The organism is Lysinibacillus fusiformis, from assembly GCF_003049525.1.
GTDB classification, from domain to species: Bacteria; Bacillota; Bacilli; order Bacillales_A; family Planococcaceae; genus Lysinibacillus; species Lysinibacillus fusiformis.
In genome coordinates, this window is the sequence record NZ_PYWL01000009.1 from 1 (window position 1) to 25,210 (window position 25,210).

A 25,210-nucleotide genomic window follows, 5' to 3' on the forward strand; every position below is an offset into this window, starting at 1 on the left:
TTTATGAAGGGTTTCAAGATACGAGTAGTTCGAGGAAGCAATAGAGAGAGGGAAGGAGCGTACTCAAGTACGTGACTGACTGAACGACAGCAGCTGACGAAGAAATGCGATGTATATTGAAAGCCGAAAATAGTCTAGTGATGATGGCAAAGAGGTCACACCCGTTCCCATACCGAACACGGAAGTTAAGCTCTTTAGCGCCGATGGTAGTTGGGGGCTTCCCCCTGTGAGAGTAGGACGTCGCTAGGCACTTATGAAGTCATGGATATCTTCCATGGCTTTTTTATTTTATCAACTAAAAAATCATGGTCTCATACACTACATATTAAATTTATACAGATGAAAAGATAACTAACATAGATAGCATTTCCTACTTATACTTGAACAGAATAACGGAGGAATGAAAATGAGGCATACTATTTTTTCGTCTCTTTCGATTTTTTGCCTACTCCTCACACTCTTAATGTTTGGTTATGATTCTACGAAAGGGTATGGGCGTTTTTTAAAATTCCTTAATGACATCAGTATGTTAATGCCATTTATATTAGGTGGAATAGGTATTGTGAGTGCCCTTTTAGGTATTAAAGGAGAGTTTCGTTTCATTCTTGTTGTCCTACATTCATTTTTATTGCTACTATTTCTAGGCATCTATATAAAAGCCTTGTATGGGTTTAGCTGAACGGTAATCCAAACTGCGGATATCCATCCGCAGTTTTTTTATATTTAATAAACAATTAATTTGTTCTTACACACTCCTAAGGCATCTCAAGGTATAATGAAGGAACAAGTGCTAGGAAATAAATTAATGTATTGAAAGGGAGAAACAGTTGGGAAAGAAGCAAATTTGGTATGAAGTAAAAGAAAACGAGTCCATAGAAGAATGTTTAGAAAGAATGCGACACGATGGGTACATGGCTATTGGTCGAAAAGAAGAGCCCCTTTTTCACTTAGTCGATGGTGAACCCACGTTATTACGTCAAAAAATTCAATTTAAAGCTATACCTACTCAAGATACGAATGATTTTAACTAAAATCCGAACGTTTTTTTTGAGCTTATAAAAAATGTTCGCATTTTTGCATTGACGATAATACGATCCCTTGTTAAAATGTGATAAGGAAAAACAAATAAATCCCACATATATGCTAGAGGATTGGCTCTAGTGTCTCTACCCGGCACCGTAAATGCTGGACTATGCGGGAAAGCACTTTTGGCTTTTATGAGAAGATCAATGTACGGTTTGTACATTGACAAATTCTTGCCCTAATAAGTCCTCAAGTAAGCTGCTTTCACGCGTAAAGGTAGAGAGTAGTTTATTTGAGGATTTTCTTTGTAAAAAGGTAAAAAAAATTGCAGAGCTATTCATATAGAGGCTTGCACAATAATTGATCATTTTTCTATCGTTTAAAAGGAGCGACAATTTATGAATCCGAAAATCGGTGTCATTATGGGTAGTTCAAGTGACTGGGAAACAATGAAACATGCATGTGATATTTTAGACGAATTACAAGTACCGTACGAAAAGAAGGTTGTATCTGCACATCGAACACCAGATTTAATGTTTGAGTATGCCGAAACAGCACGCAAACGGGGAATACAAGTAATTATAGCTGGGGCAGGTGGAGCCGCACATTTACCTGGAATGGTAGCAGCTAAAACAACTTTACCTGTAATCGGTGTACCAGTTCAATCACGTGCGCTGAATGGGCTTGATTCACTGTTATCCATCGTTCAAATGCCTGGTGGTGTGCCTGTAGCAACTGTAGCTATTGGGAAAGCGGGAGCAACAAACGCTGGTTTACTAGCCGCTCAAATTTTGTCAACGACAGATGCAGAACTTGCTGAAGCATTAGATGCTCGACGTGAAGCTACAAAGCAGCAAGTATTAGAAAGCACAGGTGACTTAGTGTGACAAAAATTATTTATCCTGGACAAACGATAGGTATTATAGGTGGGGGACAGCTTGGTCGAATGATGGCTCTTGCTGCAAAGGAGTCTGGTTTTAAAATTGCGGTACTTGAACCAGCAATGGACTCACCTTGTGGGCAAGTGGCAGATGTTCGTATTGTAGCTCCATATGATGATGAAGCTGCTTTAGAAGAACTTGCAGAAGTCAGTGATGTTATCACATATGAATTTGAAAATATTGATTATGAAGGCTTAAAACGTTTATCACAAATGGCTTATGTTCCTCAGGGGGCCGAGTTAGTACGCATTACACAAAACCGTATAACCGAAAAAGAAGCCATTGTGAAAGCTGGTTGCCCAGTAGCACCATATATTGTTGCAAAAACTTATGAAGAATTAGTAGCCAATATTGATTCGATTGGTTATCCTTGTATAGTCAAAACAGCAAGCGGTGGTTATGATGGCAAGGGACAGCAGCTGTTAAAATCAACTGAAGATCTTCCATTAGCGAAAGAACTCTTCACGCATTCTTCATGTATTGCAGAAGGATTCGTGCCCTTCGTAAAAGAGGTATCGGTCATTGTTCAAAGAAATGGTAGTGGTGAATCGTATTGTCAGCCAGTTGGAGAGAACATTCATGTTCATCATATTCTGCATGAAACAATTGTGCCTGCTCGCATAACAGAAAGCACAGCTCAGGCTGCGGAACGAGAAGCTTTAAAAATTGCTGATTACTTACATTTAGTAGGAACGTTAGCGGTAGAAATGTTCGTGTTAGAAGATGGTGGCATTGTTATTAATGAATTAGCACCAAGACCTCATAATTCAGGTCACTATTCAATAGAGGCGTGTAATGTTTCACAATTCCATCAGCATATACGAGCTGTGTGTGGTTGGCCATTACGTAAGCCAGAACTTTGGGCACCATCCATTATGATCAATGTATTAGGGCAGCATGTCGTGCCATTGAGTAACTCCATTGCTAAATATCCTGAATGGTCTATCCATCTTTATGGGAAAGCTGAAGCTAAGGTCAACCGTAAGATGGGCCATGTAACGATTATGACAAAAAACTTAGAAGAAACATTACAACAAATCGAGAGTTCTGGCATTTGGTCAGAATAGAAGGAGATACGCAATGATTGAACGTTACACAAGACCCGAAATGGGCGCAATATGGACAGAACAAAATAAATATCAAGCTTGGCTAGAAGTAGAAATCCTAGCTTGTGAGGCGTGGGCAGAAATAGGTGATATTCCGAAAGAGGATGTTGCTAAAATTCGTGAAAATGCTTCATTTGATGTGAACCGTATTTTAGAAATTGAACAAGAAACTCGTCATGACGTAGTGGCCTTTACACGTGCCGTTTCGGAAACACTTGGTGAGGAACGTAAATGGGTACATTATGGACTAACTTCTACAGACGTAGTTGACACAGCACTTTCTTATTTAATCAAACAAGCAAATGATATTTTACGTAAAGATATCGTGAATTTCATTGATATTATTGCTGCTAAGGCAAAAGAACATAAACATACAGTGATGATGGGCCGTACACATGGCGTCCATGCAGAGCCAACAACTTTCGGTTTAAAGCTTGGTTTATGGTATGAGGAAATGAAGCGTAACCTGGAACGTTTTGAAGCAGCCGCTAAAGTTATTGAAACAGGGAAAATGTCTGGCGCTGTTGGAACATATGCCAATATCGATCCTCGCGTTGAGCAATATGTTTGTGATCAACTAGGTCTGGCTGCATCACCAATTTCAACACAAACTTTACAGCGTGATCGTCATGCGCAATATTTAGGTGCATTAGCTTTAATTGCTACTTCCATTGAAAAATTTGCAACAGAAATTCGCGGTTTACAGAAATCTGAAACGCGTGAAGTGGAAGAAGCTTTTGCAAAAGGTCAAAAAGGATCATCAGCAATGCCACATAAACGTAATCCAATCGGTTCTGAAAATATGGTTGGAATGTCGCGTTTAATGCGTGGATACATGGTGACAGCTTATGAAAATGTCGCTTTATGGCATGAACGTGATATTTCTCATTCTTCTGCAGAACGCGTTATTTTACCGGATGCAACAATTACTCTTAACTATATGTTAAGTCGCTTCGGTAATATAGTGAAAAACTTAACAGTATTCCCTGAAAACATGAAACGTAATATGACTCGCACATATGGCCTTATTTACTCTCAGCGCATTTTGTTAGCATTAATTGATAAAGGATTAGTACGTGAGGAAGCGTATGATACTGTACAGCCTTTAGCTATGCAAGCGTGGGACGAACAGGTACAGTTCCGCACATTAGTCGATGGAAGTGAAAAAATCACATCTTATTTAACAAAAGAAGAGCTGGATGAGTGCTTCGATTACAACTACCACTTACAGCATGTCGATATGATTTTTGAACGTCTAGGACTTAACTAATATTTATTTCGCCAATAAAAAAATAAATGTTAGTGCCACCAGTAAATGCTTCAGAATTGAACCGTGGAGAACACGGTTCGATTCTGATCATTCATAAAAGCGTATCTCATAATATCAGGGGGAAAAACGAATGACTAAAGGTCAACTTTTGTATGAGGGTAAAGCAAAAAAATTGTATACAACGGAGGAGCCAAATGTGCTGCTTGTTGAGTACAAGGATAGTGCGACTGCATTCAATGGTGAAAAGAAAGAGGAAATAGAAGGTAAAGGCATTTTAAATAATCGCATTACTTCATTAATTTTCGAAAAATTACAAGGAAACGGAATTGCGTCACATTTCGTAAAACAATTATCTGATACGCAACAACTTGTAAGAAAAGTAGATATTATCCCGATTGAAGTAGTCGTTCGTAATATAGTTGCAGGAAGTTTAGCAAAACGTATTGGACTTGAAGAGGGCACACCTTTAAAACGACCAATCGTTGAGTTTTACTATAAAGACGATGAGTTAGGTGATCCATTCATCACAACAGAGCATATAGACATTCTGGAGCTTGCAACGTCTGCTGAAGTATCGGCTATTTACGAGAAGGCACTAGCTATTAACAAAGTTCTACAGCCAATCTTTGCTGATGTTAATGTGACACTAATTGATTTTAAATTAGAGTTTGGCCGTGATGCAGATGGCCATGTATTATTGGCAGATGAAATTTCACCAGATACATGTCGACTTTGGGATGCAACAACGAAGCAAAAGTTAGACAAAGATGTTTTTCGTAGAGACCTTGGTAATTTAACTGAAGTTTATACTATTATACTTTCTAGACTCGGAGGCAAATAACAATGAAAAAAGTAAAAATCTATGTAACATTACGTGAGAGCATTCTTGATCCACAAGGCTCTGCAGTACAGGGTTCTTTAGCTAAAATGGGCTACGGTGAAGTAGAGGATTTACGTATCGGTAAATATCTTGAACTATCAATTAAAGATTCAGAGCGTGACATTGATACTCTAGTAAAAGAAATGTGTGAAAAGGTTTTAACGAACGTTGTAATTGAGGACTACCGTTATGAAGTCGAGGAGGCTAACTAATCATGAAATTCGCAGTACTCGTATTCCCTGGGTCAAACTGTGATATCGATATGTATCATGCGATTAAAGACGAGCTAGGTGAAGAAGTAGAATATGTATGGCATACAGCAACAGATCTAAGTGGCTTTGATGGCGTATTAGTACCTGGAGGATTTTCATATGGAGATTATCTTCGTTGTGGTGCAATGGCTAATCAATCTAACATTATGGCAGAAGTTAAGAAAGCAGCAGACGCTGGTAAACCTGTACTAGGTGTATGTAATGGATTCCAAATTCTAACAGAAACAGGGCTATTGCCAGGTGCTTTATTACGCAATAAAAACTTGAAATTTATGTGCCGTACAGTGAAGCTAAAAGTGGAGAACAACAATACATTATTCACAAACCAATACGAGCAAGATCAAATTATTCATATCCCAATCGCACATGGTGAAGGGAATTACTACTGTGATGAGGAGACTTTACAATCACTAAAAGATAATAATCAAATCGTATTCACATACTCAGGCGACAATCCAAATGGTTCTTTAGAAGATATCGCAGGGATTATAAACGAGCGCGGCAATGTATTAGGGATGATGCCTCACCCAGAACGAGCTGTTGATGCACTGGTGGGTGGCGCAGACGGTTTAGCAGTATTTAAATCAATTGTGAAGCAGTGGAGGGAAAATCATGTCAACAACTAAGTTTGAGCCAACAGCACAGCAAATTAAAGACGAAAAGCTATACGCTGGTATGGGGATGTCAGACGAAGAATTTGCATTGGTAGAAGGTATTTTAGAACGTCTACCTAATTGGACAGAGACAGGTCTTTTCTCAGTAATGTGGTCTGAGCACTGCTCATACAAAAATTCAAAGCCGGTATTACGTAAATTCCCTACAAAGGGGCCACAAGTTTTACAAGGACCTGGTGAAGGTGCAGGTATTGTTGATATCGGTGACGAGCAAGCCGTAGTGTTTAAAATGGAGTCTCATAACCATCCATCTGCAATTGAGCCATATCAAGGGGCTGCCACTGGTGTTGGCGGTATTATCCGTGATGTTTTCTCTATGGGGGCACGTCCTATCGCCATGCTGAACTCATTACGCTTTGGTGAATTAAAATCAGCGCGAGGTAAATATCTATTTGAAGAAGTCGTAGCTGGGATCGCTGGATATGGTAACTGTATCGGTATCCCTACAGTAGGTGGCGAAATTCAATTTGATCCTTGCTATGAAGGCAATCCACTTGTTAATGCCATGTGTGTAGGCTTAATTGATCATAAAGATATTCAACGAGGTATTGCAGCAGGTGTTGGAAATACAGTTATGTACGTGGGTGCGAAAACAGGACGAGACGGAATTCATGGTGCGACATTTGCTTCTGAAGAATTAACAGAGGAATCAGAAAATCAACGTCCAGCGGTACAAGTAGGGGACCCATTCATGGAGAAGCTTTTACTTGAAGCATGTTTAGAAGTTGTAAAATCTGATGCTCTAGTTGGGATTCAAGATATGGGCGCAGCTGGTCTTACTTCTTCTTCAGCAGAAATGGCTTCAAAGGCTGGTTCTGGTGTAGAAATGAATTTAGATTTAGTACCTCAACGTGAGACAGGTATGACAGCATACGAAATGATGCTATCTGAATCTCAAGAACGAATGCTATTAGTTGTGAAAAAGGGTCGCGAAGATGAAATTAAGGCGATTTTTGATAAATATGATTTAGATGCGGTAGCAATTGGCCGTGTAACAGATGATAAAATGCTTCGTCTTTTACACAATGGACAAGTAGTGGCAGAAGTACCTGCTGATGCGTTAGCTGAGGATGCACCAGTTTACCATAAACCATCTGCTGAACCTGCTTACTATGCTCAGTTCCAAGCAATTGACAATACAGAGCCAGCTGTTATGGATTATAAAGAAACATTAAATGCTTTATTAAAAGCACCGACAATTGCTTCGAAAGAATGGGTTTACGATCAGTACGATTATCAGGTTCGTACGTCAACTGTTGTTAAACCAGGCTCAGATGCTGCCGTTATTCGTGTACGTGGTACAAATAAAGGGTTAGCCATGACAACAGACTGCAACTCTCGCTATATTTATTTAGATCCAGAGGTGGGCGGAGCTATTGCAGTGGCTGAAGCAGCTCGTAATATTGTTGCTTCTGGTGGTACACCACTTGCAATTACAGACTGCTTAAACTTTGGTAATCCAGAGAAGCCAGAAATCTTCTGGCAAATTGAAAAATCTGCTGATGGTATTTCGGCTGCATGTACAGCATTGAATGCACCAGTGATTGGCGGTAACGTATCGCTTTATAATGAGCGTTCAGGTGAAGCCGTTTATCCAACACCAACAATTGGTATGGTAGGTCTAATTGAAGACTTAGCACATGTTACAACACAGGAAGTAAAAGCTGCAGGAGATATCGTATTTGTCATTGGTGAAACAACGACTGAGTTCGGTGGTTCAGAGCTTCAAAAATTATTAAATAATGGCGTTATTTCTGGGAAAGCACCAGCTATCGATCTAGAGGTGGAAGCAGCCCGTCAGCAGGCTTTATTAAAAGCTATAAAAGCTGGTCTTGTACAGTCTGCACATGATGTCGCTGAAGGTGGTCTTGCAGTGGCTATTGCAGAAAAAACTTTCAGTGCAAATGGACTTGGTGTTGATGTTACATTAACGGGTTCTGCTACAACTGTGTTATTCAGTGAAAGTCAATCACGTTTTGTTGTTACAGTTAAAGAAGAACATGCAGCTGCATTTGTCGAAATCATCAAAGATGCTCATAAAATTGGTGTCGTAACAAACGATGCACTTGTTAAAATCAACGGGGACAAAGGTGTGCTTGTAGAAGGTACAGTGGAGGAATTCCGTTCTAATTGGAAAGGAGCAATCCCATGCTTGCTGAACTCAGAGGCTTAAACGAAGAATGTGGGGTGTTTGGCATTTGGGGTAACCCAAATCCAGCGCACCTTAGTTATTACGGGCTTCATGCTCTTCAACACCGTGGTCAAGAAGGCGCAGGTATCGTCGTTTCTGATGGTCAGCACCTTCGCGCGGTAAAAGGCGAAGGACTAGTTAATGATGTTTTCAACGAAGATAAATTAAAGGCAGTGAACGGCAAAGCAGCAATTGCCCATGTTCGTTATACAACTGCTGGTGGTGGTGGTATTGAAAATGTACAGCCATTATTATTCCATTCCTCAACTGGTAGCCTTTCCATTGCCCATAACGGTAACTTAGTCAATGCGACACATCTGAAACAGTATTTAGAGCGACAAGGTAGTATTTTTCATTCTAGCTCTGATACAGAAGTGCTGGCGCATCTTATTAAGAAAAGTTCGCATTCACCATTTCGGGCTAAGGTGAAAAATGCCCTTTCATTATTAAAGGGTGCGTATTCTTGCTTAATTATGACAAAGGATGAAATGCTTGTTGCACGTGATCCACATGGTTTACGCCCGCTCTCTCTTGGAAAGTTAGGAGAAGGCTGGGTAGTAGCTTCTGAAACTTGTGCATTTGATTTAATAGGAGCAGAATTCGTTCGTTCTGTAGAACCAGGTGAATTATTGATTATTAACGATGAGGGCGTTAAGTCAGACCGCTTTGCTGATATGGAAAAGCGTTCTATGTGTGCGATGGAATATGTATATCTGGCACGTCCTGATTCGGATATTGATGGTATTAATGTCCATATGGCACGTAAACGTATGGGGAAACAGCTTGCTCGTGAATGTGCACATATTGAGGCTGATGTTGTAACTGGGGTACCAGATTCTAGTATTTCAGCTGCCATCGGTTTTGCAGAAGAAAGTGGTATACCTTATGAACTTGGTCTGATTAAAAATCGTTATGTAGGACGTACTTTTATTCAACCGACACAGGAATTACGCGAACGTGGTGTGAAAATGAAGCTTTCACCAGTTGTTCAAGTTGTCAAAGGTAAACGCGTAGTTATGGTGGACGATTCTATTGTACGCGGAACAACTTCACGTCGAATTGTCAAAATGTTAAAAGATGCTGGTGCAGCAGAGGTTCACGTGGTTATTTCGTCCCCACCTATGACAAATCCTTGTTATTATGGCATTGATACGTCAACACATGAGGAACTTATTGCATCTAGTCATAAAGTAGATGAAATTCGTGAAGTAATTGGTGCAGATTCTCTGACTTTCCTTTCTGTTGAAGGCATGGTTGAGACCATTGCACGTCCATATGAAGATGAAAACCGTGGACTATGCCTTGCATGCTTTACAGGTAAATATCCAACTGAGATATTCCCGGATACCATCTTACCACATGAAAAGGAACTATTACGTTAAGAAATACATCGCAATGAATGAGTCTCTTCTAGGAGATTATAAAAAGTTCTAGGATACTCGTAGGCGATTTAGATGATAAGGAGGAACTCTGCGTGTCAAAGGCATATGAACAAGCAGGTGTAAATATTGAAGCGGGCTATGAAGCTGTAAAACGAATGAAATCTCATGTAGAACGTACGAACCGACTAGGTGTCATGGGAACGTTTGGTGGCTTTGGTGGTATGTTTGACTTGTCAGAACTAAATCTAAAAGAACCTGTTCTTATTTCAGGAACTGATGGTGTAGGGACAAAGCTAAAGCTAGCATTCATGGTAGACAAGCACGATACTATTGGTGTGGATTGTGTAGCAATGTGCGTGAATGATATCGTTGCACAAGGAGCGGAGCCGCTATACTTTTTAGATTACGTAGCACTTGGGAAAGCAGAGCCTGCAAAAATTGAGCAAATTGTTAAAGGGGTTGCGGATGGCTGTGTGCAATCTGGTGCAGCTCTAATTGGTGGCGAAACAGCAGAAATGCCAGGTCTATATGAAGAAGATGAATATGATTTAGCTGGCTTTGCGGTGGGGGCTTGTGAAAAGTCTGCCATTGTGACAGGAGAAAAAATTGTCGAGGGCGATGTACTTATTGGTATTGCTTCGAGTGGTGTGCATTCAAACGGTTATTCTTTAGTACGTAAAATTGTTTTTGCAGATCATCAATATGCGGTGGATGCCATTGTAGAAGACTATGAAGATTTAGGTCCAATCGGCGAGGCACTATTAGTCCCAACAAAGCTTTATGCTAAGCCTGTATTAGCGGCTTTAAAAGCAGCAGATGTACACGGCTGTGCCCACGTTACTGGTGGAGGTTTCTATGAGAATTTACCACGTATGATGCCTGAAGGATTAGCTACAGAAATTGACTTAGGTTCATGGCCAGTATTACGTATCTTTGAATTCCTAAAGGATAAAGGTCAGTTAGATGATAAGGATTTATATAATGTGTTTAATATGGGGATCGGTTTTGTCATAGCTGTTCCAGCAGTAGAAGCTGATAAAGTTATGGCAGCAGTAGAAGCAAATGGTGAAAAGGCTTATACAATCGGTCGTGTCATTCAAGGCGACGGAGTAGTGTTTAATGGAACACATGATGGGAGTTTAGTGTAATGACTGCACCAACAAAAATTGCCGTGTTCGCATCAGGAAGCGGTAGTAATTTTCAAGCCATTCAAGAGGCTATTAAACGTGGGGAACTGCATGCAAAGGTTGAGCTAGTAGTGACAGATAAGCCCAGTGCATATGTAGTGACACGTGCTGAACACTTTGAAATTCCAGTGTTAGCCTTGAACCCGAAAGATTTTACCTCGAAAGCCGCTTACGAGACAGCAATTGTCGATGCTCTACATGAGTGCGATGTGAAATGGATTGTGCTTGCAGGATATATGCGTTTAATCAGTGATGTATTATTAGCGGCTTTTCCACAAAGAATTGTTAATATTCATCCTTCCTTATTACCAGCCTTTCCTGGGAAGGATGCTATCGGACAAGCGTTGAATCATGGGGTGAAAATAACGGGCGTAACGGTGCATTTTGTTGATGAAGGAATGGATACTGGCCCAATTATCGCACAGGCTGCTGTACCTGTTATTGAAGGAAATCGAGAGGCAACAGAAGCTGCTATCCATAAGCAAGAGCATTTATTATATACAAAGGCTTTACAGCAATTATTACAATAACAGAAGGAGGAGTTAGGTCGAGAACCTTACTCAACACTCAACACCTAACTCTATGAATCTTTGACAGCAAGTTAGTTCGTGCAAGAGCACGATAAAAATTAGGAGGATATTGTTGTGACAAAACGTGCATTAATCAGTGTTTCCAATAAAGATGGTATTTTAGAATTTGCAAAAGAATTAGTAGCATTAGGTTATGAAATTTTATCAACTGGCGGTACTAAAAAAATGCTACAGGACAATGCAGTAGCTGTAACAGCAGTAGATGAAGTAACGAAGTTTCCTGAAATTTTAGACGGCCGTGTTAAAACATTAAATCCTATGATTCACGGTGGTTTATTAGGGAAATTTGATGATGACTCTCATCAGGCACAAATGAATGAGCATGGAATTGAGCCAATAGAAATTGTTTGTGTCAATCTTTATCCTTTCGTTGAAACAATTTCAAAGCCTAATGTAACATGGGATGATGCAATTGAAAACATTGATATCGGTGGCCCTACAATGTTACGATCCGCTGCAAAAAACCATCAATATGTAACAGTCATCGTAGACAGCAATGACTATGCAACAGTATTAGAGGAACTAAAAGCTGGTGGTGCAACAACAATTGAGACACGTCGTAAATTGGCTGCAAAGGTTTTCCGTCACACAGCCGCCTATGATTCGTATATCTCGAACTATTTGACAGAAGAAGAGTTCCCAGAGAGCTTAACAATGACGTATGAATTAAAGCAGAACTTACGCTATGGTGAAAATCCGCACCAAAAAGCGGCATTTTACCAAAAACGTCTTGGCTCTGATTTCTCATTAGCTTATGCAACACAATTACATGGTAAAGAGTTATCCTATAACAATATTCAAGATGGGAATGCAGCTTTGCAAATTGTGAAAGAGTTTGAAATGCCAGCTGCAGTTGCTGTAAAGCATATGAATCCTTGTGGAGTTGGAACAGGTGTCACACTAGAGGAAGCATTTGATAAAGCGTATGAAGCAGATCCAACATCTATTTTTGGTGGAATTATCGCTCTGAATATGGAAGTGGATGCAGCAACTGCTGAGAAGCTAAGTCATATTTTCCTAGAAATTATTATTGCTCCGGCTTTCTCACAAGAGGCACTCGATATTTTAACGAAAAAGAAAAATATTCGCTTATTAACAATTCCGTTCGAGCAAGCGAAGCAAGATCAATTTAATGTAGTATCTGTAGAGGGCGGTCTTCTTGTACAGGAACCGGATCGCTACGGTTTTGCCAATGCAGATATAAAGGTAGTAACAGATCGTGAACCAACAAAACAGGAATGGGAAGCATTGCAACTTGGTTGGTCTGTTGTTAAGCATGTTAAATCAAACGCGATTGTTGTAACGGATTCTCAAATGACACTTGGTGTAGGCGCTGGTCAAATGAACCGCGTTGGTGCTGCGAAAATTGCCTTTGAGCAAGCTGGTGAAAAAGCAAAAGGTGCTGCATTGGCATCAGATGCATTTTTCCCAATGAGTGATACTGTTGAGGCTGCAGCCACAGCTGGTATTACAGCTATTATTCAGCCAGGTGGATCTATTAAAGATCAAGATTCAATCGATAAAGCAAATGAATACGGCATTACTATGGTATTTACAGGCGTACGCCATTTTAAACATTAATTAATAATGACATAAAACAGACCGAGATGTGGGTTCATCTCGGTCTTACTCACAAAGAGGAGGATTCTCTAAAATGAATGTATTAGTAATCGGAAGTGGCGGTCGTGAGCATGCAATCGCTAAACAATTTAGCATTTCTCCATCCGTTAACCAAGTATTTGTAGCACCTGGAAATGACGGAATGCGAGGCGAGGTAGAGGTTGTTAATATTGACACTATGGATTTTGCAGGACTTGCCCAATTTGCCAAGGAAAATGATATTGCTTTAACATTTGTCGGCCCAGAACAACCACTTGCTGAAGGCATTGTCGATTTCTTCACAGCTCGTGGATTACGTATCTTTGGTCCGACAAAGACAGCAGCTCAAATAGAAAGTAGTAAGTCGTATGCAAAAGAAGTGATGAATAAATACAATATACCAACAGCAGCCCATCAAACATTTACTGTAGCAGAACAAGCTATTACTTATATTAAAGAACAAGGCGCACCCATTGTTATTAAAGCGGATGGCTTAGCAGCTGGTAAGGGTGTTGTTGTGGCGATGACAGAGAAAGAAGCTATTGAAGCTGTACAAGATATGATTGGCAATCAACGCTTTGGTGAATCATCTTCTCGCGTTGTCATCGAGGAATTTTTAGACGGGGAAGAATTCTCCTTTATGTCCTTTGTGCATAAAGGACAAATTTATCCTATGGTGATTGCACAGGACCATAAACGTGCGTATGACGGTGATAAAGGACCTAATACAGGTGGGATGGGTGCTTACTCACCAGTACCACAAATCTCACAAGAAGTTATAGATATCGCTTACCAAACGATTGTTGAGCCAACTGTTAAAGGGATGGAGGCGGATGGCGCTTCCTTTACAGGTATTTTATATGCAGGCTTAATTTTAACGAAGAAGGGCCCTCAGGTTATTGAGTTTAATGCACGTTTTGGTGATCCAGAAACACAAGTAGTTTTACCTCGAATGGTTTCCGACTTTGGTGCATTTATGATGGCATTAATGAACGAGCAGCCATTTGAATTACAATGGTCGGAAGATGCTATGCTAGGTGTTGTTATTGCAGCTGAAGGATATCCAGGCGATGTTGAAAAAGGCAAAGCATTACCGAATTTAGAGGAACTATCTAAATCATATGCTGTATTCCATGCAGGTACAAAATTAGTAGATGGTCAATTTGTTGGGAATGGTGGTCGTGTCCTGTTAGTTGGGGCTAAAGCGCCTACTTTACAGGAAGCACAGCAAAAAGTATATGCTGGCATTGCTAAAGAAACATGGGATCACTTTTTCTTCCGCAAAGATATTGGCTGGCGTACATTCAAATAATCATTATTTTCACTAAAATTTAAAATATTTTTACTCCTCTTATGAAACCTCTTAAAGTTTCAAACGTAAGAGGTAAGAGCCGTCTCCAAATTAGATTGGGACGGCTCCTTTGACTAAGAAGGGTTTTGAGCATTATTCGATGTAGAATTGCTCCTTGTTGAGGGATTTTGGGTTGAAGCGCTGCTATCAGATTGCTTTGAAGCAGTAGCTTGTGAACCTGAAGAATTGCCAGCTATTGCAGAAGAGAAATCCTTCATGAGCTTATCGATTTGCTCAGAGGACATAGAATTTTGCCCACTGAACATACTTTGCATAGAGGTATTCATGGCATTTTGCATATTAGTGCTCATGAGAGCCTTGGTTGGACAATATTTAAAGAGTCCCTCTGCCATTTTCATGGCTCCTAATGCAATCATCAATCGACCTTTTGTACAATTAGGATTTCTTGAAACTTTAGCGATACCAAATGCTGTCAAACTTGTACCCATGGCAAAACGACAAAATGCATTTTTTTCGCTTAAATTTGCTTGCTGCATCATAATAGTTCCTCCTTTAGTCATTGTGGAAAAAATAGACGAGGTGCACTTTGCTTTATGAAAGTGCTGTGTTACGATTGAAACAAGATGATTGCATAAAGCATAAATTTTATGAAAGTATGCGATATGCAATAGTAGTATGTGAATCCAAATTGGTTTTACACAATGAAAAATTACGTAATTTTAGGAAGGAGCGAATAGCATGGATCCAGTATGGAAAATAACAAAAATACGTCAGCAATTAGCAGTAATTGATGGAAAAAAGGCACCTGATATTGTGTTGAAAAATACAAGGTATTTGCATAGTATGCTGAAACAGTGGGTAGTAGGAAACATTTGGATTTTAGGGGACCGCATTGTCTATGCTGGTGACAGAATGCCTCCTTTAATAGAAGGAACAGAAGTTGTGGATTGTACAGGGAAAACAATTGTACCAGGCTATATTGAGCCACATGTACATCCTTTCCAGCTGTATCATCCACAATCCTTTGCAGATTTTTGTGGTCAGCTAGGGACAACGACTTTTATTTCCGATAATTTAAGTTTTGTTTTAAATTTAGAAAATAAGAAAGCGTTTTCAATTTTAGATCATTTGAAAAAATTACCGTTTTCTTTTTATTGGTGGACTCGCTTTGATTCGCAAACCGAATTGGAGCAGGAGGAAGAGGTATTCTCTAACACATCTATATTAGAATGGTTAGAGCGAAGTGATGTTTTGCTTGGCGGAGAGTTGACAGGCTGGCCTAAGCTGTTACATGGGGACGATCAAATGCTGTATCGCATGCAAATGGCAAAGGGACTAGGTAAAAAAATCGAAGGTCATTTCCCTGGAGCCTCCGAGAGAACTTTAGCACGTATGAAACTTCTTGGTGCAGATGGCGATCATGAAGCGATGACAGTGGAAGAGGTGGAACGTCGTATCATGCAAGGCTATGCGGTTACATTACGTCATTCATCCATTCGACCAGATTTACCGCATCTATTAAAAGGAATCGTAGAAAAAGAGCTTCCGATTTTTGATCATTTAATGATGACAACAGATGGTTCACCACCTTCGTTCCATGAAGATGGAGTGATGGATAAGTGTATTCAAGTAGCCTTAGATGCGGGAGTTTCTCCAATTGATGCCTACCAAATGGCTTCGTATAATGTAGCACGCTATTATAATATGTCCAATTTACATGGTTTTATCGCGACAGGTCGCTTTGCCTCCCTTAATATTTTACAAGATGAATATCATCCTGTACCAGAAAGTGTCCTATCAAAAGGTGTTTGGCTAAAACGTGATGGAGAACGTGTTCATAGACTGGCAGCCATCGATTATTCTGCTATCCCTGCGTTCAATTTAGATTTTTCCTTAGACTCACAAGATTTCCAGTTTTCAATGCCTTTTGGAATTGAGCTTGTGAATGATGTCATTACAAAACCGTATAATTCATTAATTACTAGAGAAGGGCAACTGGCTAATCACGATGAGTGCTATTTAATGTTAATAAACCGACAAGGTCACTGGCATGTAAATACAATGATTAAAGGGTTTGCAACTGGTGTTCAAGGCTTTGCATCGTCCTACTCAAACACAGGCGATATTTTATTAATCGGAAAAAATAAAGAAGATATGATCAAAGCCTTCGAAGAAATGAAGGCTATGAATGGTGGTATCGTCCTTGTAGAAAAAGGGGAAGTCATTGCAGAAATACCATTATCCATTGGTGGGCTTTTATATGATGGGGATGTATTGACGCTAACAGAGAAAGAAAAAGCTTTAAAGCAAGCTTTAGCAGATCGTGGGTATCAATTAGGGGATGCTATTTACACATTATTATTTTTACAGTCTACTCATTTACCATATATTCGTATCACACCAAAAGGTATTTTCGATGTAATGAAGAATAAGTTATTATTACCTGCTGTTATGCGCTAATGTATGAAAGTGTAAACAGTTGCTTTCATATGTAAATGTTCAAAGGAGAGTAATGCTTGTGTTCAAATCAAGGAAGTTATTAATGGCTATGGCATTTAGCGCTTTAGTGATCGGAGGATGCTCGAAGGATACACCAAAGGTCAAAGAAGAAGATGAGACTGTAGCACAGGAAGAAACCGTAGTTGATGACCAAGTGCAGCAACCTGCATTCGTAGCCCCACTTACAGGAGAGGCAGTGCAAGAAGAAATAACTCAGCGGCCTATTATCGTGACGATTAATAATCATCCAGCCGCACGCCCACAATCAGGGTTAGCTGCAGCTGATATCATTTATGAGATGCTGGCAGAAGGTAATGTCACTCGCTTTTTAGCAGTTTATCAAAGTGAGCTGCCTGAAAATATAGGACCTGTTCGTAGTGCACGCTCCTATTTTATCGATATGGCAAAAGGTTTCGATGCCTTTTATGTAGCTCATGGCTATAGTCCAGAGGCGAAAACGATGCTCGATAATCGTGTAGTCGATAATATCAATGGAATGGCTTATGATGGTATACTTTTTAAACGTTCAAGCGAACGAGTTGCACCGCACAATTCATATATTACATCGGAAAAGATAATAAAAGGTGCTGAAATGGTAGGCGCTTCAATGAATTACAGTGAAAAAGTACTTCAGGCTTTTTATGAACCCGATGAACGTGGTAAAATAGGCATTGAAACAAGTCAAGTTGACATTTACTATGGAAATAATGAAGATTTCCACAATTCGTATGTGTATGATCATCAAAGTAATCACTATGAACGACAATCGGCTGGCGTGGACACAAAAGATATGTTAACCGGCGAAGCATTATCATTGGAAAATGTTCTATTTTTTGAAATGGATCACCAAATAGTGGATGATATTGGTCGCCAAACAATTGATTTAACTTCTGGTGGAAATGCGTATGTATTTCAAAATGGCTATTTGAGGGAAGTCAAATGGGCTAATGTGAATGGAATACCAACGGCTGTTGAGCAATCAGGGGAACCTGTAAAGCTAGTACCAGGAAAGTCTTGGGTCCATTTTGTACCATCTTCACCAGGGTTACAAGCAATGGTGAAAACGCAGCCTTAAAGGGAGGAAAATTGCATGCAAATCGAAAAAATTCGAGGGCATCAAACAGATCAATTATTTAAAGCAGTGTTAGAGCTGAAAGACATCGAAGAATGCTATAAGTTTTTTGATGATTTATGTACGATTAGTGAAATTCAATCGTTGGCACAACGCTTTGAGGTTGCACATTTATTGCGTTTAAAGAAAACCTATGAATCCATTAAAAAGGAAACGGGTGCAAGTACTGCAACGATTTCACGTGTTCGTCGTTGCTTTGATTATGGAAACGATACATATGATGAAATGCTAGGTCGTTTGTATCCTGATGAGAAACCGTTTCAAGCACCAAAATAATAGTTGAAAATGAGACTGGGTAGAAGTTCTACTCAGTCTTTTTCATTTTTTTGTCGTCCATCATAAGCTATACTTGTAAACGAATAGATAGAAAACGATAGGTGGTAAAAATAAATGGATTATTTAGAATGGAGACATGTGTTCAAGTTAGATCCTGCAAAGGACATTTCAGATGAAGACTTAGAAAAAATTTGTGAATCTGGAACTGACGTTATTTTAGTCGGTGGCACAGATAATATTACATTGGATGGGGTATTAGATTTACTAGTTCGTGTTAGAAGATTCGAAGTCCCGATAGCTTTAGAAATTTCCACGATTGATGCGATTACACCGGGCTATGACTATTACTTCATTCCGACGGTCTTAAATAGTGATGATCCAAAATGGATTAAAAATTTGCATCATGCAGCAATTAAAGAATTTGGAGATATCATGGTGTGGGATGAATTAGTTGCAGAAGGTTATTGTATTTTAAATCCTGATTGTAAAGTGGCACAAGTAACAGGTGCTACAACAGATTTATCAATTGACGATATCGTAGCCTATGCACGTATGGCAGAAAATTTCTTTAAACTTCCCGTATTTTATTTAGAGTACAGTGGAATTTACGGGAATCCAGAGGTAGTAAGTGCTGTGAAAAATGAATTAAAGCATACTAAGCTATTTTATGGTGGGGGAATTACATCAGCCAAGCAGGCAGAGGAAATGGCCCAGTTCGCAGATACGGTTGTAGTTGGAAATATTATTTATGATGATTTAAAAGTGGCACTTGCGACTGTTAAGGCTGTTAAAAATACGTTATAATTTTAGAACAAATGTTTGTAAGGCGGTGCGAAATGGAACAGTTAACAAAAAATTTACTAGCAGGGATGAATCCTGAACAAGAAAGAGCGGTCAAAACCACTGAGGGACCACTACTGATCATGGCTGGTGCTGGATCAGGAAAAACCCGAGTATTAACACATCGTATTGCTTACTTAATCATAGAAAAGGAAGTATATCCATCCAAAGTTTTAGCCATTACATTTACTAATAAAGCTGCTCGTGAAATGCGAGAGCGTATTGACGGTATTCTAGGCAATGGAACTGGTGATAGTATGTGGGTATCAACTTTCCACTCCATGTGTGTAAGAATTTTACGTCGCAATATCGATCAACTAGGCATATCTCGTAATTTTTCCATTCTAGATTCTACGGATCAACTTTCGGTGATTAAAAATGTAATGAAGGATGAGAATATCGATCCGAAGCGGTTTGAGCCACGAGCGATTTTAAATGCTATTAGTGCAGCCAAAAACGAGTGCATTACAGCAGATGATTACGCGAGTCAAATGAATGATAAAAACCCTTATGAACAAACCGTTGCACGTGTTTATAAAGGCTATGAAAAAAGATTACGTCGCAACCAATCCCTCGATTTTGATGATTTAATTATGACAACCATTACGTTGTTCAAGCGCGTACCAGAAGTGCTGGAATACTATCAAAATAAATTTCAATATATTCATGTAGATGAATATCAGGATACTAACAAATCCCAATACTTACTTGTGCAATTATTAGCTGAAAAATTTAAAAATATTTGTGTTGTAGGGGATTCTGATCAATCAATATATCGCTGGCGTGGAGCAGATATTGGTAATATCCTCTCCTTTGAAAAGGATTATCCGAATGCTAAGGTGATTATGCTTGAACAAAATTATCGTTCAACTAAACGCATCCTACAAGCAGCAAATGACGTCATTCAAAATAATACAACACGTTATCCAAAAGAACTGCGCACAGAAAATGCAGAGGGTGAAAAAATTGCGCTATACAAAGCTTATAATGAGCAGGAAGAAGCACAATTTGTTGTACAAACCATCCAACAGTTGATGGAAAAGGAAAATCGTACATTTGATGATTTTGCCATATTATATCGTACGAATGCTCAGTCTCGTGTGATGGAGGAAGTACTAGTTAAATCCAATATGGTTTATCAAATTGTTGGCGGAACAAAGTTCTATGATCGAAAAGAAATTAAAGACTTACTTGCTTATTTGCGCCTAATTGCTAATAATGACGATGATTTATCACTTGCACGTATTATTAATGAACCAAAGCGTAGTATTGGTGCCACATCTTTTGAGAAAATGGCCCGCTATGCTATCGAGCAGGATCGCTCCATTTTTGATGCTATGAATGATCTCATTTTCATGGGTCTGTCTGGGAAAGCAGCGAACTCAGCAGAACAATTTTATGCAATGATTAAAGGTTTTACAGGAATGCAAGAATATTTATCGGTCACTGAACTAGTAGAGCAAGTCATTGATAAATCTGGCTACCGCACAATGCTACAAAATGAAAAGACGATAGAGGCTGAAAGTCGTTTAGAGAATATTGAAGAATTTTTATCTGTCACAAAAGCATTTGAGGAGCGCAGTGATGATAAAAGTCTCATAGCGTTTTTAACGGATTTAGCATTAATAGCTGATATCGATGCTCTTGATAAAGAGGATGCATCCAAGGGAAATATTATTTTAATGACGATGCATGCTGCTAAGGGCTTGGAGTTTCCTATTGTTTTTATTATCGGTATGGAAGAAAACATTTTCCCTCATTCACGCTCACTTGATGATCAAGATGAAATGGAGGAGGAACGCCGCCTTATGTATGTTGGTGTGACGCGTGCAGAGGAACGACTATATTTAACATGTGCACAAAGCCGAACGATTTTTGGTCGTTCAAGCTTTAATAATGCTTCAAGATTTTTAGGTGAGATTTCTGAAGATATTACCGAGTCTATTTCTAAAGCTGGTGCTAAAACGAATGTACCGTTTGCTACTAGCAATCGTTCAACAGGTGGTTATCAAAAACGTACACTTGGGTCCGTTCAACAAACTCAGCCTGCCACAGCTCGCTTACAATCAACAGGCGGAGATCAGTATGGCTGGAAGGCTGGAGATAAAGCCGTCCATAAAAAGTGGGGCACAGGTATGGTTGTAAGTGTAAAAGGCGAAGGTGATAGTACTGAGCTTGATATTGCTTTTCCACAACCAATTGGTATTAAGCGATTACTGGCACAATTTGCACCGATTGAAAAAGCGTAAGCGGAGGAACGTAAATGAACGAAATAGAACAGCGAATAGCGGAGTTAAATAAATTATTACATGAATATGGTTATGCCTATTATGTACTAGATAAACCGGTCGTTGCTGACAGTGTTTATGATCAATTATTGCATGAATTGATTGCCTTAGAAGAGGCCAATCCATCACTTATTTTTCCCGATTCACCTACTCAGCGTGTTGGAGGAACAGTTGTAGAAGGCTTTAAAAAGGTGACACATGATTACCCGATGCTAAGTCTATCAAACGCTTTTAACGAAGCAGATTTACAAGAATTTGATCGTAAGGTTCGACAGGCTATTGGGGATCATTTCTCTTATGTATGTGAGCTGAAAATAGATGGTCTTGCCATTTCGTTAAAATATGAAAATGGCGTGTTTGTCCAAGGAGCAACAAGAGGAGATGGTGTTGTAGGGGAAGAAATTACAGCCAATTTAAAGACCATTCATGCCATACCTCTCCGTTTAAAAGAACCGATTACAATAGAAGTACGCGGTGAAGCGTACATGCCAAAAAAATCATTTGAAAAATTAAATGCCCAACGTGCTGACAATGGTGAAGAACTATTTGCTAATCCACGTAATGCTGCTGCAGGCTCTTTACGGCAGTTAGACCCTAAAATTGCAGCAAGTCGCCAACTATCGACTTTCATCTATGCCATTGGTGGTGATGGTGAGGTTTATGGTATCGACGGACATGCAGAAATGCTTGATTATTTAGAGGATCTAGGTTTCCCTTCCAATAAAGAGCGTCAGCGTTGCTCTACAATCGAAGAAGTAATGGCCTTTATTGAGCATTGGACAGAACACCGACCACATTTAGCCTATGAAATTGATGGGATCGTTATAAAAGTCGACCGCTATGCTCAACAGGATGAGCTAGGCTATACGGCAAAAAGTCCACGCTGGGCTATTGCTTATAAATTCCCAGCAGAGGAAGTTGTCACGACACTACTAGATATTGATTTAACAGTAGGGCGTACAGGGGTTGTCACACCAACAGCTATTTTAACGCCAGTTCAAGTTGCAGGGACAACAGTGCAACGAGCTTCATTACACAATGAAGACCTTATTCGAGAGAAAGATATACGCCTCGGGGATACGGTCATTATTCGAAAAGCTGGTGATATTATTCCACAAGTGGTCGGTGTGCTAATCGAGCAGCGTCCTGAAAACTCTGTACCGTTTGAGATGCCCCAAAATTGTCCGGTATGTGATAGTGAATTGATTCGTATTGAGGGTGAAGTTGCTTTACGCTGTGTAAATCCTGCATGCTTTGCTCAAATTGCAGAAAGCATTAAATATTTTGTATCTCGTAATGCTATGAATATTGATGGTCTTGGAGATAAAGTAGTTGAGCAGTTATTACGTGCAGACTTAATACATGATGTTTCTGATTTATATCATTTAACAATAGAGCAATTGGTTGAACTAGAACGGATGGGTGAAAAATCTGCCACCAATTTAGTCAATGCGATTCAAGCTTCGAAGGAAAATTCCATGGAGCGTTTATTGATTGGTCTAGGAATTCGTCATGTTGGTGAAAAGGCTGCAAAAATCGTATCAGAGCAATTTGGTTCCATGGAAGCGGTCATGGCAGCAACAGAGGAACAACTTGTGGCTATTTATGAGATTGGTGATAAAATGGCATCTTCATTAGTTGAATATTTTTCAAATGATGACGCACGTGCAGTCATTGAACGTCTTGCTGAGGTAGGCGTGAATATGACCTTTAAAGGAAAAAAAGTAGAAGTAGTGGTAGGCGATAATCCTTTTGCAGGAAAAACAATTGTTTTAACTGGTAAACTTGAGCAATTGACACGTAACGAAGCAAAGGCGAAAATAGAAGAGTTAGGTGGGACTGTCACAGGCAGTGTCAGCAAAAAAACGGACCTTGTTATCGCAGGCGAGGATGCAGGCTCTAAGCTAGCAAAGGCTGAGCAATTAGGTATTGAAGTTTGGAATGAAGAAAACTTAATTGAACAACTTAACCTTATCTAATAAAAACACTGATGACATACCCTCAAGAAAGGTATGAATTACGCTAATGAATATTATCAGTGATTCGTCGAACCAAATTGATTATGAGTAAAGGAGCACTAAATAAAATGAAGTCTTTTCGACTCATTCCAGCACTTGTAGCAGCTGCAATGTTAGTCGGCTGTGTACCTTCTAATGAAGGGGGAACAGAGCTTACGCAGGAAACACAACAAGATGAAAAAACTGAAACAACTATTATCCCCAGCATACAAATTGATGAATCTTATTATAAGACACTTATTCCTTATAAAGAGAGTGCCAGTAGAGGTCTAGTTGTATCTAATATTTATACGAAATATGATATGAAGGAAGTAGAAGCAGGTTTAATGCGTCTCTCTCACCATGAGTTTGACACTGAAAACTATTACTTTCAAGAGGGTCAATATTTAGCTGAAAGTACAGTCAGCTCTTGGCTGGCTCGAAGCTCTCAGACAGAGGATGGATTAAATCCACCGATAACTGATACAATGACACCCGAAGAGCGAGCAAAAAAGGCACCTATTTACTTATCTCATATTGTTGAGCAAAATTACTTAACAAAAACTAAAGATAATAAAGTAAAATTAGGTGGAATTTCAATAGGACTTGCGCTTAATTCTATTTATTATTATCAAAAAGAACAGTATGGCGAATATTACGAGGAACCAATATCAGAGTCTGAGCTTGTTGAACAAGGCAAAAAAATGGCTGCTGAGATCGTTTCACGTTTACGTACAGGTGATGAGCTAAAGGATATTCCAATTGTAGTTGGCTTGTTTAAGCAACAAGCCCGCAATCAGATTATTCCCGGCGCCTATTTCAGCTATGGTGTAGCAAAAGCTGGACAGAACAACATTGCTGATTGGGAAGGGATAGATGAAAATTATGTATTATTCCCAACAGATGATTCGCAGGATGTTTATCGAGACGTGAGTAAAAACTTCAAAATCTTTAAGCAAGATGTTGATAAATATTTCTCAAATTATACAAGTGTTATTGGTACAGGTTTCTATCGCAATAAAGAAATCCAAAAACTGACGATCGAAATTCCTATTCAATTTTTCGGTAAAGCAGAAATCATTGGATTTACACAATATTTGACAGGTATTCTAATCAATCGATTTAATAATATTCATGTTGAGGTGAGTATTACTTCTGTCAATGGTCCGGAGGCATTAATCAATAAAAAGGCCAATGATACGGATCCTTATGTACATGTCTATGAATAATATAGTCAGCCTTTGTGCTGACTATTTTTTTATGTAGATAGAGATACTTAAAGGAAAACAACTGGTATAGATTAACAACACTTCGTTATAGTAGTGAAAGTTTCTATATTTTTGGTGAAAGTTGTGATTTTTAATAGGAAAAATGTTATGATTATTGGCATGGTTAAAACTTTATCCAACCCTATTGTTATCAATAAAAACAATAAATGGAGCAAGTATTCGGAGGTGTAAAAAATGGCTAAATTAACAAAAGAAGAAGTAAAGCACGTGGCAAATTTAGCACGTCTTGCAATTACTGAAGAGGAAGCTGAGAAGTTTGCTGAACAGCTTGGTAAAATTACTGACTTTGCAGAGCAATTAAACGAACTAGATACAGCGAATGTTGAACCTACAACGCATGTTTTACCATTAGTCAATGTAATGCGAGAAGATGTTGCAGTAAAAGGTCTAGACCGTGAAGTAATGATGTTAAACGTAAAAGAACAAGAAGATGGTCAAGTAAAAGTACCAGCTATCATGTAA

Annotated in this window: 22 protein-coding genes, 1 rRNA gene and 1 riboswitch; of the genes, 22 read left to right on the plus strand and 1 reads right to left on the minus strand. The window is 39.2% G+C overall.

Features of this window, described 5'->3' with window-relative positions:
• Positions 1–133 precede the first annotated feature (133 nt).
• From rrf to purD, 14 genes are all read left to right on the plus strand, one after another.
• Positions 134–249: ribosomal RNA gene (gene rrf / locus C9J29_RS17740) — 5S ribosomal RNA — on the plus strand.
• Between the two features lie 578 nt (positions 250–827).
• Positions 828–1,031 (plus strand): NETI motif-containing protein, encoded by a 204-nt coding sequence (locus C9J29_RS17750; protein WP_107922547.1) that lies wholly within the window; start codon positions 828–830, stop codon positions 1,029–1,031.
• Between the two features lie 83 nt (positions 1,032–1,114).
• Positions 1,115–1,213, plus strand: a riboswitch (purine riboswitch).
• 208 nt (positions 1,214–1,421) lie between these two features.
• Positions 1,422–1,910: a 5-(carboxyamino)imidazole ribonucleotide mutase gene (gene purE / locus C9J29_RS17755; protein ID WP_008173674.1), complete on the plus strand. Its 489-nt coding sequence runs from the start codon at positions 1,422–1,424 to the stop codon at positions 1,908–1,910.
• The gene (gene purK, locus C9J29_RS17760; protein ID WP_008173673.1) at positions 1,907–3,031 is read left to right on the plus strand and encodes a 5-(carboxyamino)imidazole ribonucleotide synthase; all 1,125 of its coding nucleotides are present in this window, start codon (positions 1,907–1,909) and stop codon (positions 3,029–3,031) included. Before purE ends, purK begins: the two co-directional genes overlap by 4 nt.
• 13 nt (positions 3,032–3,044) lie before the next feature.
• Positions 3,045–4,340 carry an adenylosuccinate lyase gene (gene purB, locus C9J29_RS17765; RefSeq protein WP_107922548.1) on the plus strand — a complete coding sequence of 432 codons (1,296 nt, stop codon included), beginning with the start codon at positions 3,045–3,047 and terminating at the stop codon, positions 4,338–4,340.
• Between the two features lie 130 nt (positions 4,341–4,470).
• The gene (gene purC / locus C9J29_RS17770; protein ID WP_008173669.1) at positions 4,471–5,181 is read left to right on the plus strand and encodes a phosphoribosylaminoimidazolesuccinocarboxamide synthase; all 711 of its coding nucleotides are present in this window, start codon (positions 4,471–4,473) and stop codon (positions 5,179–5,181) included.
• 2 nt (positions 5,182–5,183) lie between these two features.
• Positions 5,184–5,432: a phosphoribosylformylglycinamidine synthase subunit PurS gene (gene purS, locus C9J29_RS17775; RefSeq protein ID WP_008173668.1), complete on the plus strand. Its 249-nt coding sequence runs from the start codon at positions 5,184–5,186 to the stop codon at positions 5,430–5,432.
• A gap of 2 nt (positions 5,433–5,434) precedes the next feature.
• Positions 5,435–6,118: a phosphoribosylformylglycinamidine synthase subunit PurQ gene (gene purQ, locus C9J29_RS17780; RefSeq protein ID WP_107922549.1), complete on the plus strand. Its 684-nt coding sequence runs from the start codon at positions 5,435–5,437 to the stop codon at positions 6,116–6,118.
• Positions 6,105–8,339 (plus strand): phosphoribosylformylglycinamidine synthase subunit PurL, encoded by a 2,235-nt coding sequence (gene purL, locus C9J29_RS17785; RefSeq protein WP_089986787.1) that lies wholly within the window; start codon positions 6,105–6,107, stop codon positions 8,337–8,339. The genes purQ and purL overlap by 14 nt, the downstream gene beginning before the upstream one ends.
• Positions 8,315–9,739: an amidophosphoribosyltransferase gene (gene purF / locus C9J29_RS17790; RefSeq protein ID WP_008173665.1), complete on the plus strand. Its 1,425-nt coding sequence runs from the start codon at positions 8,315–8,317 to the stop codon at positions 9,737–9,739. Before purL ends, purF begins: the two co-directional genes overlap by 25 nt.
• A 92-nt stretch (positions 9,740–9,831) precedes the next feature.
• On the plus strand, positions 9,832–10,887 hold the full coding sequence (gene purM, locus C9J29_RS17795; protein ID WP_008173664.1) for a phosphoribosylformylglycinamidine cyclo-ligase: 1,056 nt from the start codon (positions 9,832–9,834) through the stop codon (positions 10,885–10,887).
• Positions 10,887–11,456 carry a phosphoribosylglycinamide formyltransferase gene (purN, locus tag C9J29_RS17800; RefSeq protein WP_089986788.1) on the plus strand — a complete coding sequence of 190 codons (570 nt, stop codon included), beginning with the start codon at positions 10,887–10,889 and terminating at the stop codon, positions 11,454–11,456. Before purM ends, purN begins: the two co-directional genes overlap by 1 nt.
• A gap of 114 nt (positions 11,457–11,570) precedes the next feature.
• Complete coding sequence (gene purH, locus C9J29_RS17805; RefSeq protein ID WP_008173662.1) at positions 11,571–13,097, plus strand: bifunctional phosphoribosylaminoimidazolecarboxamide formyltransferase/IMP cyclohydrolase; 1,527 nt, start codon at positions 11,571–11,573, stop codon at positions 13,095–13,097.
• Positions 13,098–13,170: 73 nt separating this feature from the next.
• Positions 13,171–14,427: a phosphoribosylamine--glycine ligase gene (purD, locus tag C9J29_RS17810; RefSeq protein ID WP_089986789.1), complete on the plus strand. Its 1,257-nt coding sequence runs from the start codon at positions 13,171–13,173 to the stop codon at positions 14,425–14,427.
• Positions 14,428–14,540: 113 nt separating this feature from the next.
• Here the strand turns inward: purD and C9J29_RS17815 are convergent, their stop codons facing one another.
• A complete protein-coding gene (locus C9J29_RS17815; RefSeq protein WP_089986790.1) occupies positions 14,541–14,966 on the minus strand; it encodes a YgaP-like transmembrane domain in 426 nt (141 codons plus the stop codon).
• 199 nt (positions 14,967–15,165) lie between these two features.
• Between C9J29_RS17815 and C9J29_RS17820 the strand changes: the two genes are divergently transcribed.
• The 8 genes from C9J29_RS17820 (at position 15,166) to gatC (ending at position 25,210) form a co-directional block, all read left to right on the plus strand.
• Complete coding sequence (locus C9J29_RS17820) at positions 15,166–16,887, plus strand: adenine deaminase C-terminal domain-containing protein (RefSeq protein ID WP_008173659.1); 1,722 nt, start codon at positions 15,166–15,168, stop codon at positions 16,885–16,887.
• Between the two features lie 58 nt (positions 16,888–16,945).
• The gene (locus tag C9J29_RS17825; RefSeq protein ID WP_089986791.1) at positions 16,946–18,001 is read left to right on the plus strand and encodes a DUF3048 domain-containing protein; all 1,056 of its coding nucleotides are present in this window, start codon (positions 16,946–16,948) and stop codon (positions 17,999–18,001) included.
• Between the two features lie 15 nt (positions 18,002–18,016).
• Positions 18,017–18,334: a YerC/YecD family TrpR-related protein gene (locus tag C9J29_RS17830; protein WP_008173656.1), complete on the plus strand. Its 318-nt coding sequence runs from the start codon at positions 18,017–18,019 to the stop codon at positions 18,332–18,334.
• A 114-nt stretch (positions 18,335–18,448) separates the two neighbouring features.
• Complete coding sequence (gene pcrB / locus C9J29_RS17835; RefSeq protein ID WP_107922550.1) at positions 18,449–19,138, plus strand: heptaprenylglyceryl phosphate synthase; 690 nt, start codon at positions 18,449–18,451, stop codon at positions 19,136–19,138.
• Positions 19,139–19,170: 32 nt separating this feature from the next.
• Positions 19,171–21,423: a DNA helicase PcrA gene (gene pcrA / locus C9J29_RS17840; RefSeq protein WP_008173654.1), complete on the plus strand. Its 2,253-nt coding sequence runs from the start codon at positions 19,171–19,173 to the stop codon at positions 21,421–21,423.
• A 14-nt stretch (positions 21,424–21,437) separates the two neighbouring features.
• Positions 21,438–23,441 (plus strand): NAD-dependent DNA ligase LigA, encoded by a 2,004-nt coding sequence (ligA, locus tag C9J29_RS17845; protein WP_089986793.1) that lies wholly within the window; start codon positions 21,438–21,440, stop codon positions 23,439–23,441.
• 107 nt (positions 23,442–23,548) lie between these two features.
• The gene (locus C9J29_RS17850; RefSeq protein ID WP_089986794.1) at positions 23,549–24,688 is read left to right on the plus strand and encodes a CamS family sex pheromone protein; all 1,140 of its coding nucleotides are present in this window, start codon (positions 23,549–23,551) and stop codon (positions 24,686–24,688) included.
• 234 nt (positions 24,689–24,922) lie between these two features.
• A complete protein-coding gene (gene gatC, locus C9J29_RS17855) occupies positions 24,923–25,210 on the plus strand; it encodes an Asp-tRNA(Asn)/Glu-tRNA(Gln) amidotransferase subunit GatC (protein ID WP_008173651.1) in 288 nt (95 codons plus the stop codon).

Coding starts and splice junctions, on each gene's coding strand:
- purB (WP_107922548.1), top strand. CDS start 3,045: ATGATTGAACGTTACACAAGACCCGAAATGGGCGCAATATGGACAGAA.
- purD (WP_089986789.1), top strand. CDS start 13,171: ATGAATGTATTAGTAATCGGAAGTGGCGGTCGTGAGCATGCAATCGCT.
- purQ (WP_107922549.1), top strand. CDS start 5,435: ATGAAATTCGCAGTACTCGTATTCCCTGGGTCAAACTGTGATATCGAT.
- purL (WP_089986787.1), top strand. CDS start 6,105: ATGTCAACAACTAAGTTTGAGCCAACAGCACAGCAAATTAAAGACGAA.
- purS (WP_008173668.1), top strand. CDS start 5,184: ATGAAAAAAGTAAAAATCTATGTAACATTACGTGAGAGCATTCTTGAT.
- purC (WP_008173669.1), top strand. CDS start 4,471: ATGACTAAAGGTCAACTTTTGTATGAGGGTAAAGCAAAAAAATTGTAT.
- purN (WP_089986788.1), top strand. CDS start 10,887: ATGACTGCACCAACAAAAATTGCCGTGTTCGCATCAGGAAGCGGTAGT.
- pcrB (WP_107922550.1), top strand. CDS start 18,449: ATGGATTATTTAGAATGGAGACATGTGTTCAAGTTAGATCCTGCAAAG.
- C9J29_RS17815 (WP_089986790.1), bottom strand. CDS start 14,966: ATGATGCAGCAAGCAAATTTAAGCGAAAAAAATGCATTTTGTCGTTTT.
- purF (WP_008173665.1), top strand. CDS start 8,315: ATGCTTGCTGAACTCAGAGGCTTAAACGAAGAATGTGGGGTGTTTGGC.
- pcrA (WP_008173654.1), top strand. CDS start 19,171: ATGGAACAGTTAACAAAAAATTTACTAGCAGGGATGAATCCTGAACAA.
- C9J29_RS17820 (WP_008173659.1), top strand. CDS start 15,166: ATGGATCCAGTATGGAAAATAACAAAAATACGTCAGCAATTAGCAGTA.
- purE (WP_008173674.1), top strand. CDS start 1,422: ATGAATCCGAAAATCGGTGTCATTATGGGTAGTTCAAGTGACTGGGAA.
- C9J29_RS17850 (WP_089986794.1), top strand. CDS start 23,549: ATGAAGTCTTTTCGACTCATTCCAGCACTTGTAGCAGCTGCAATGTTA.
- C9J29_RS17830 (WP_008173656.1), top strand. CDS start 18,017: ATGCAAATCGAAAAAATTCGAGGGCATCAAACAGATCAATTATTTAAA.
- gatC (WP_008173651.1), top strand. CDS start 24,923: ATGGCTAAATTAACAAAAGAAGAAGTAAAGCACGTGGCAAATTTAGCA.
- ligA (WP_089986793.1), top strand. CDS start 21,438: ATGAACGAAATAGAACAGCGAATAGCGGAGTTAAATAAATTATTACAT.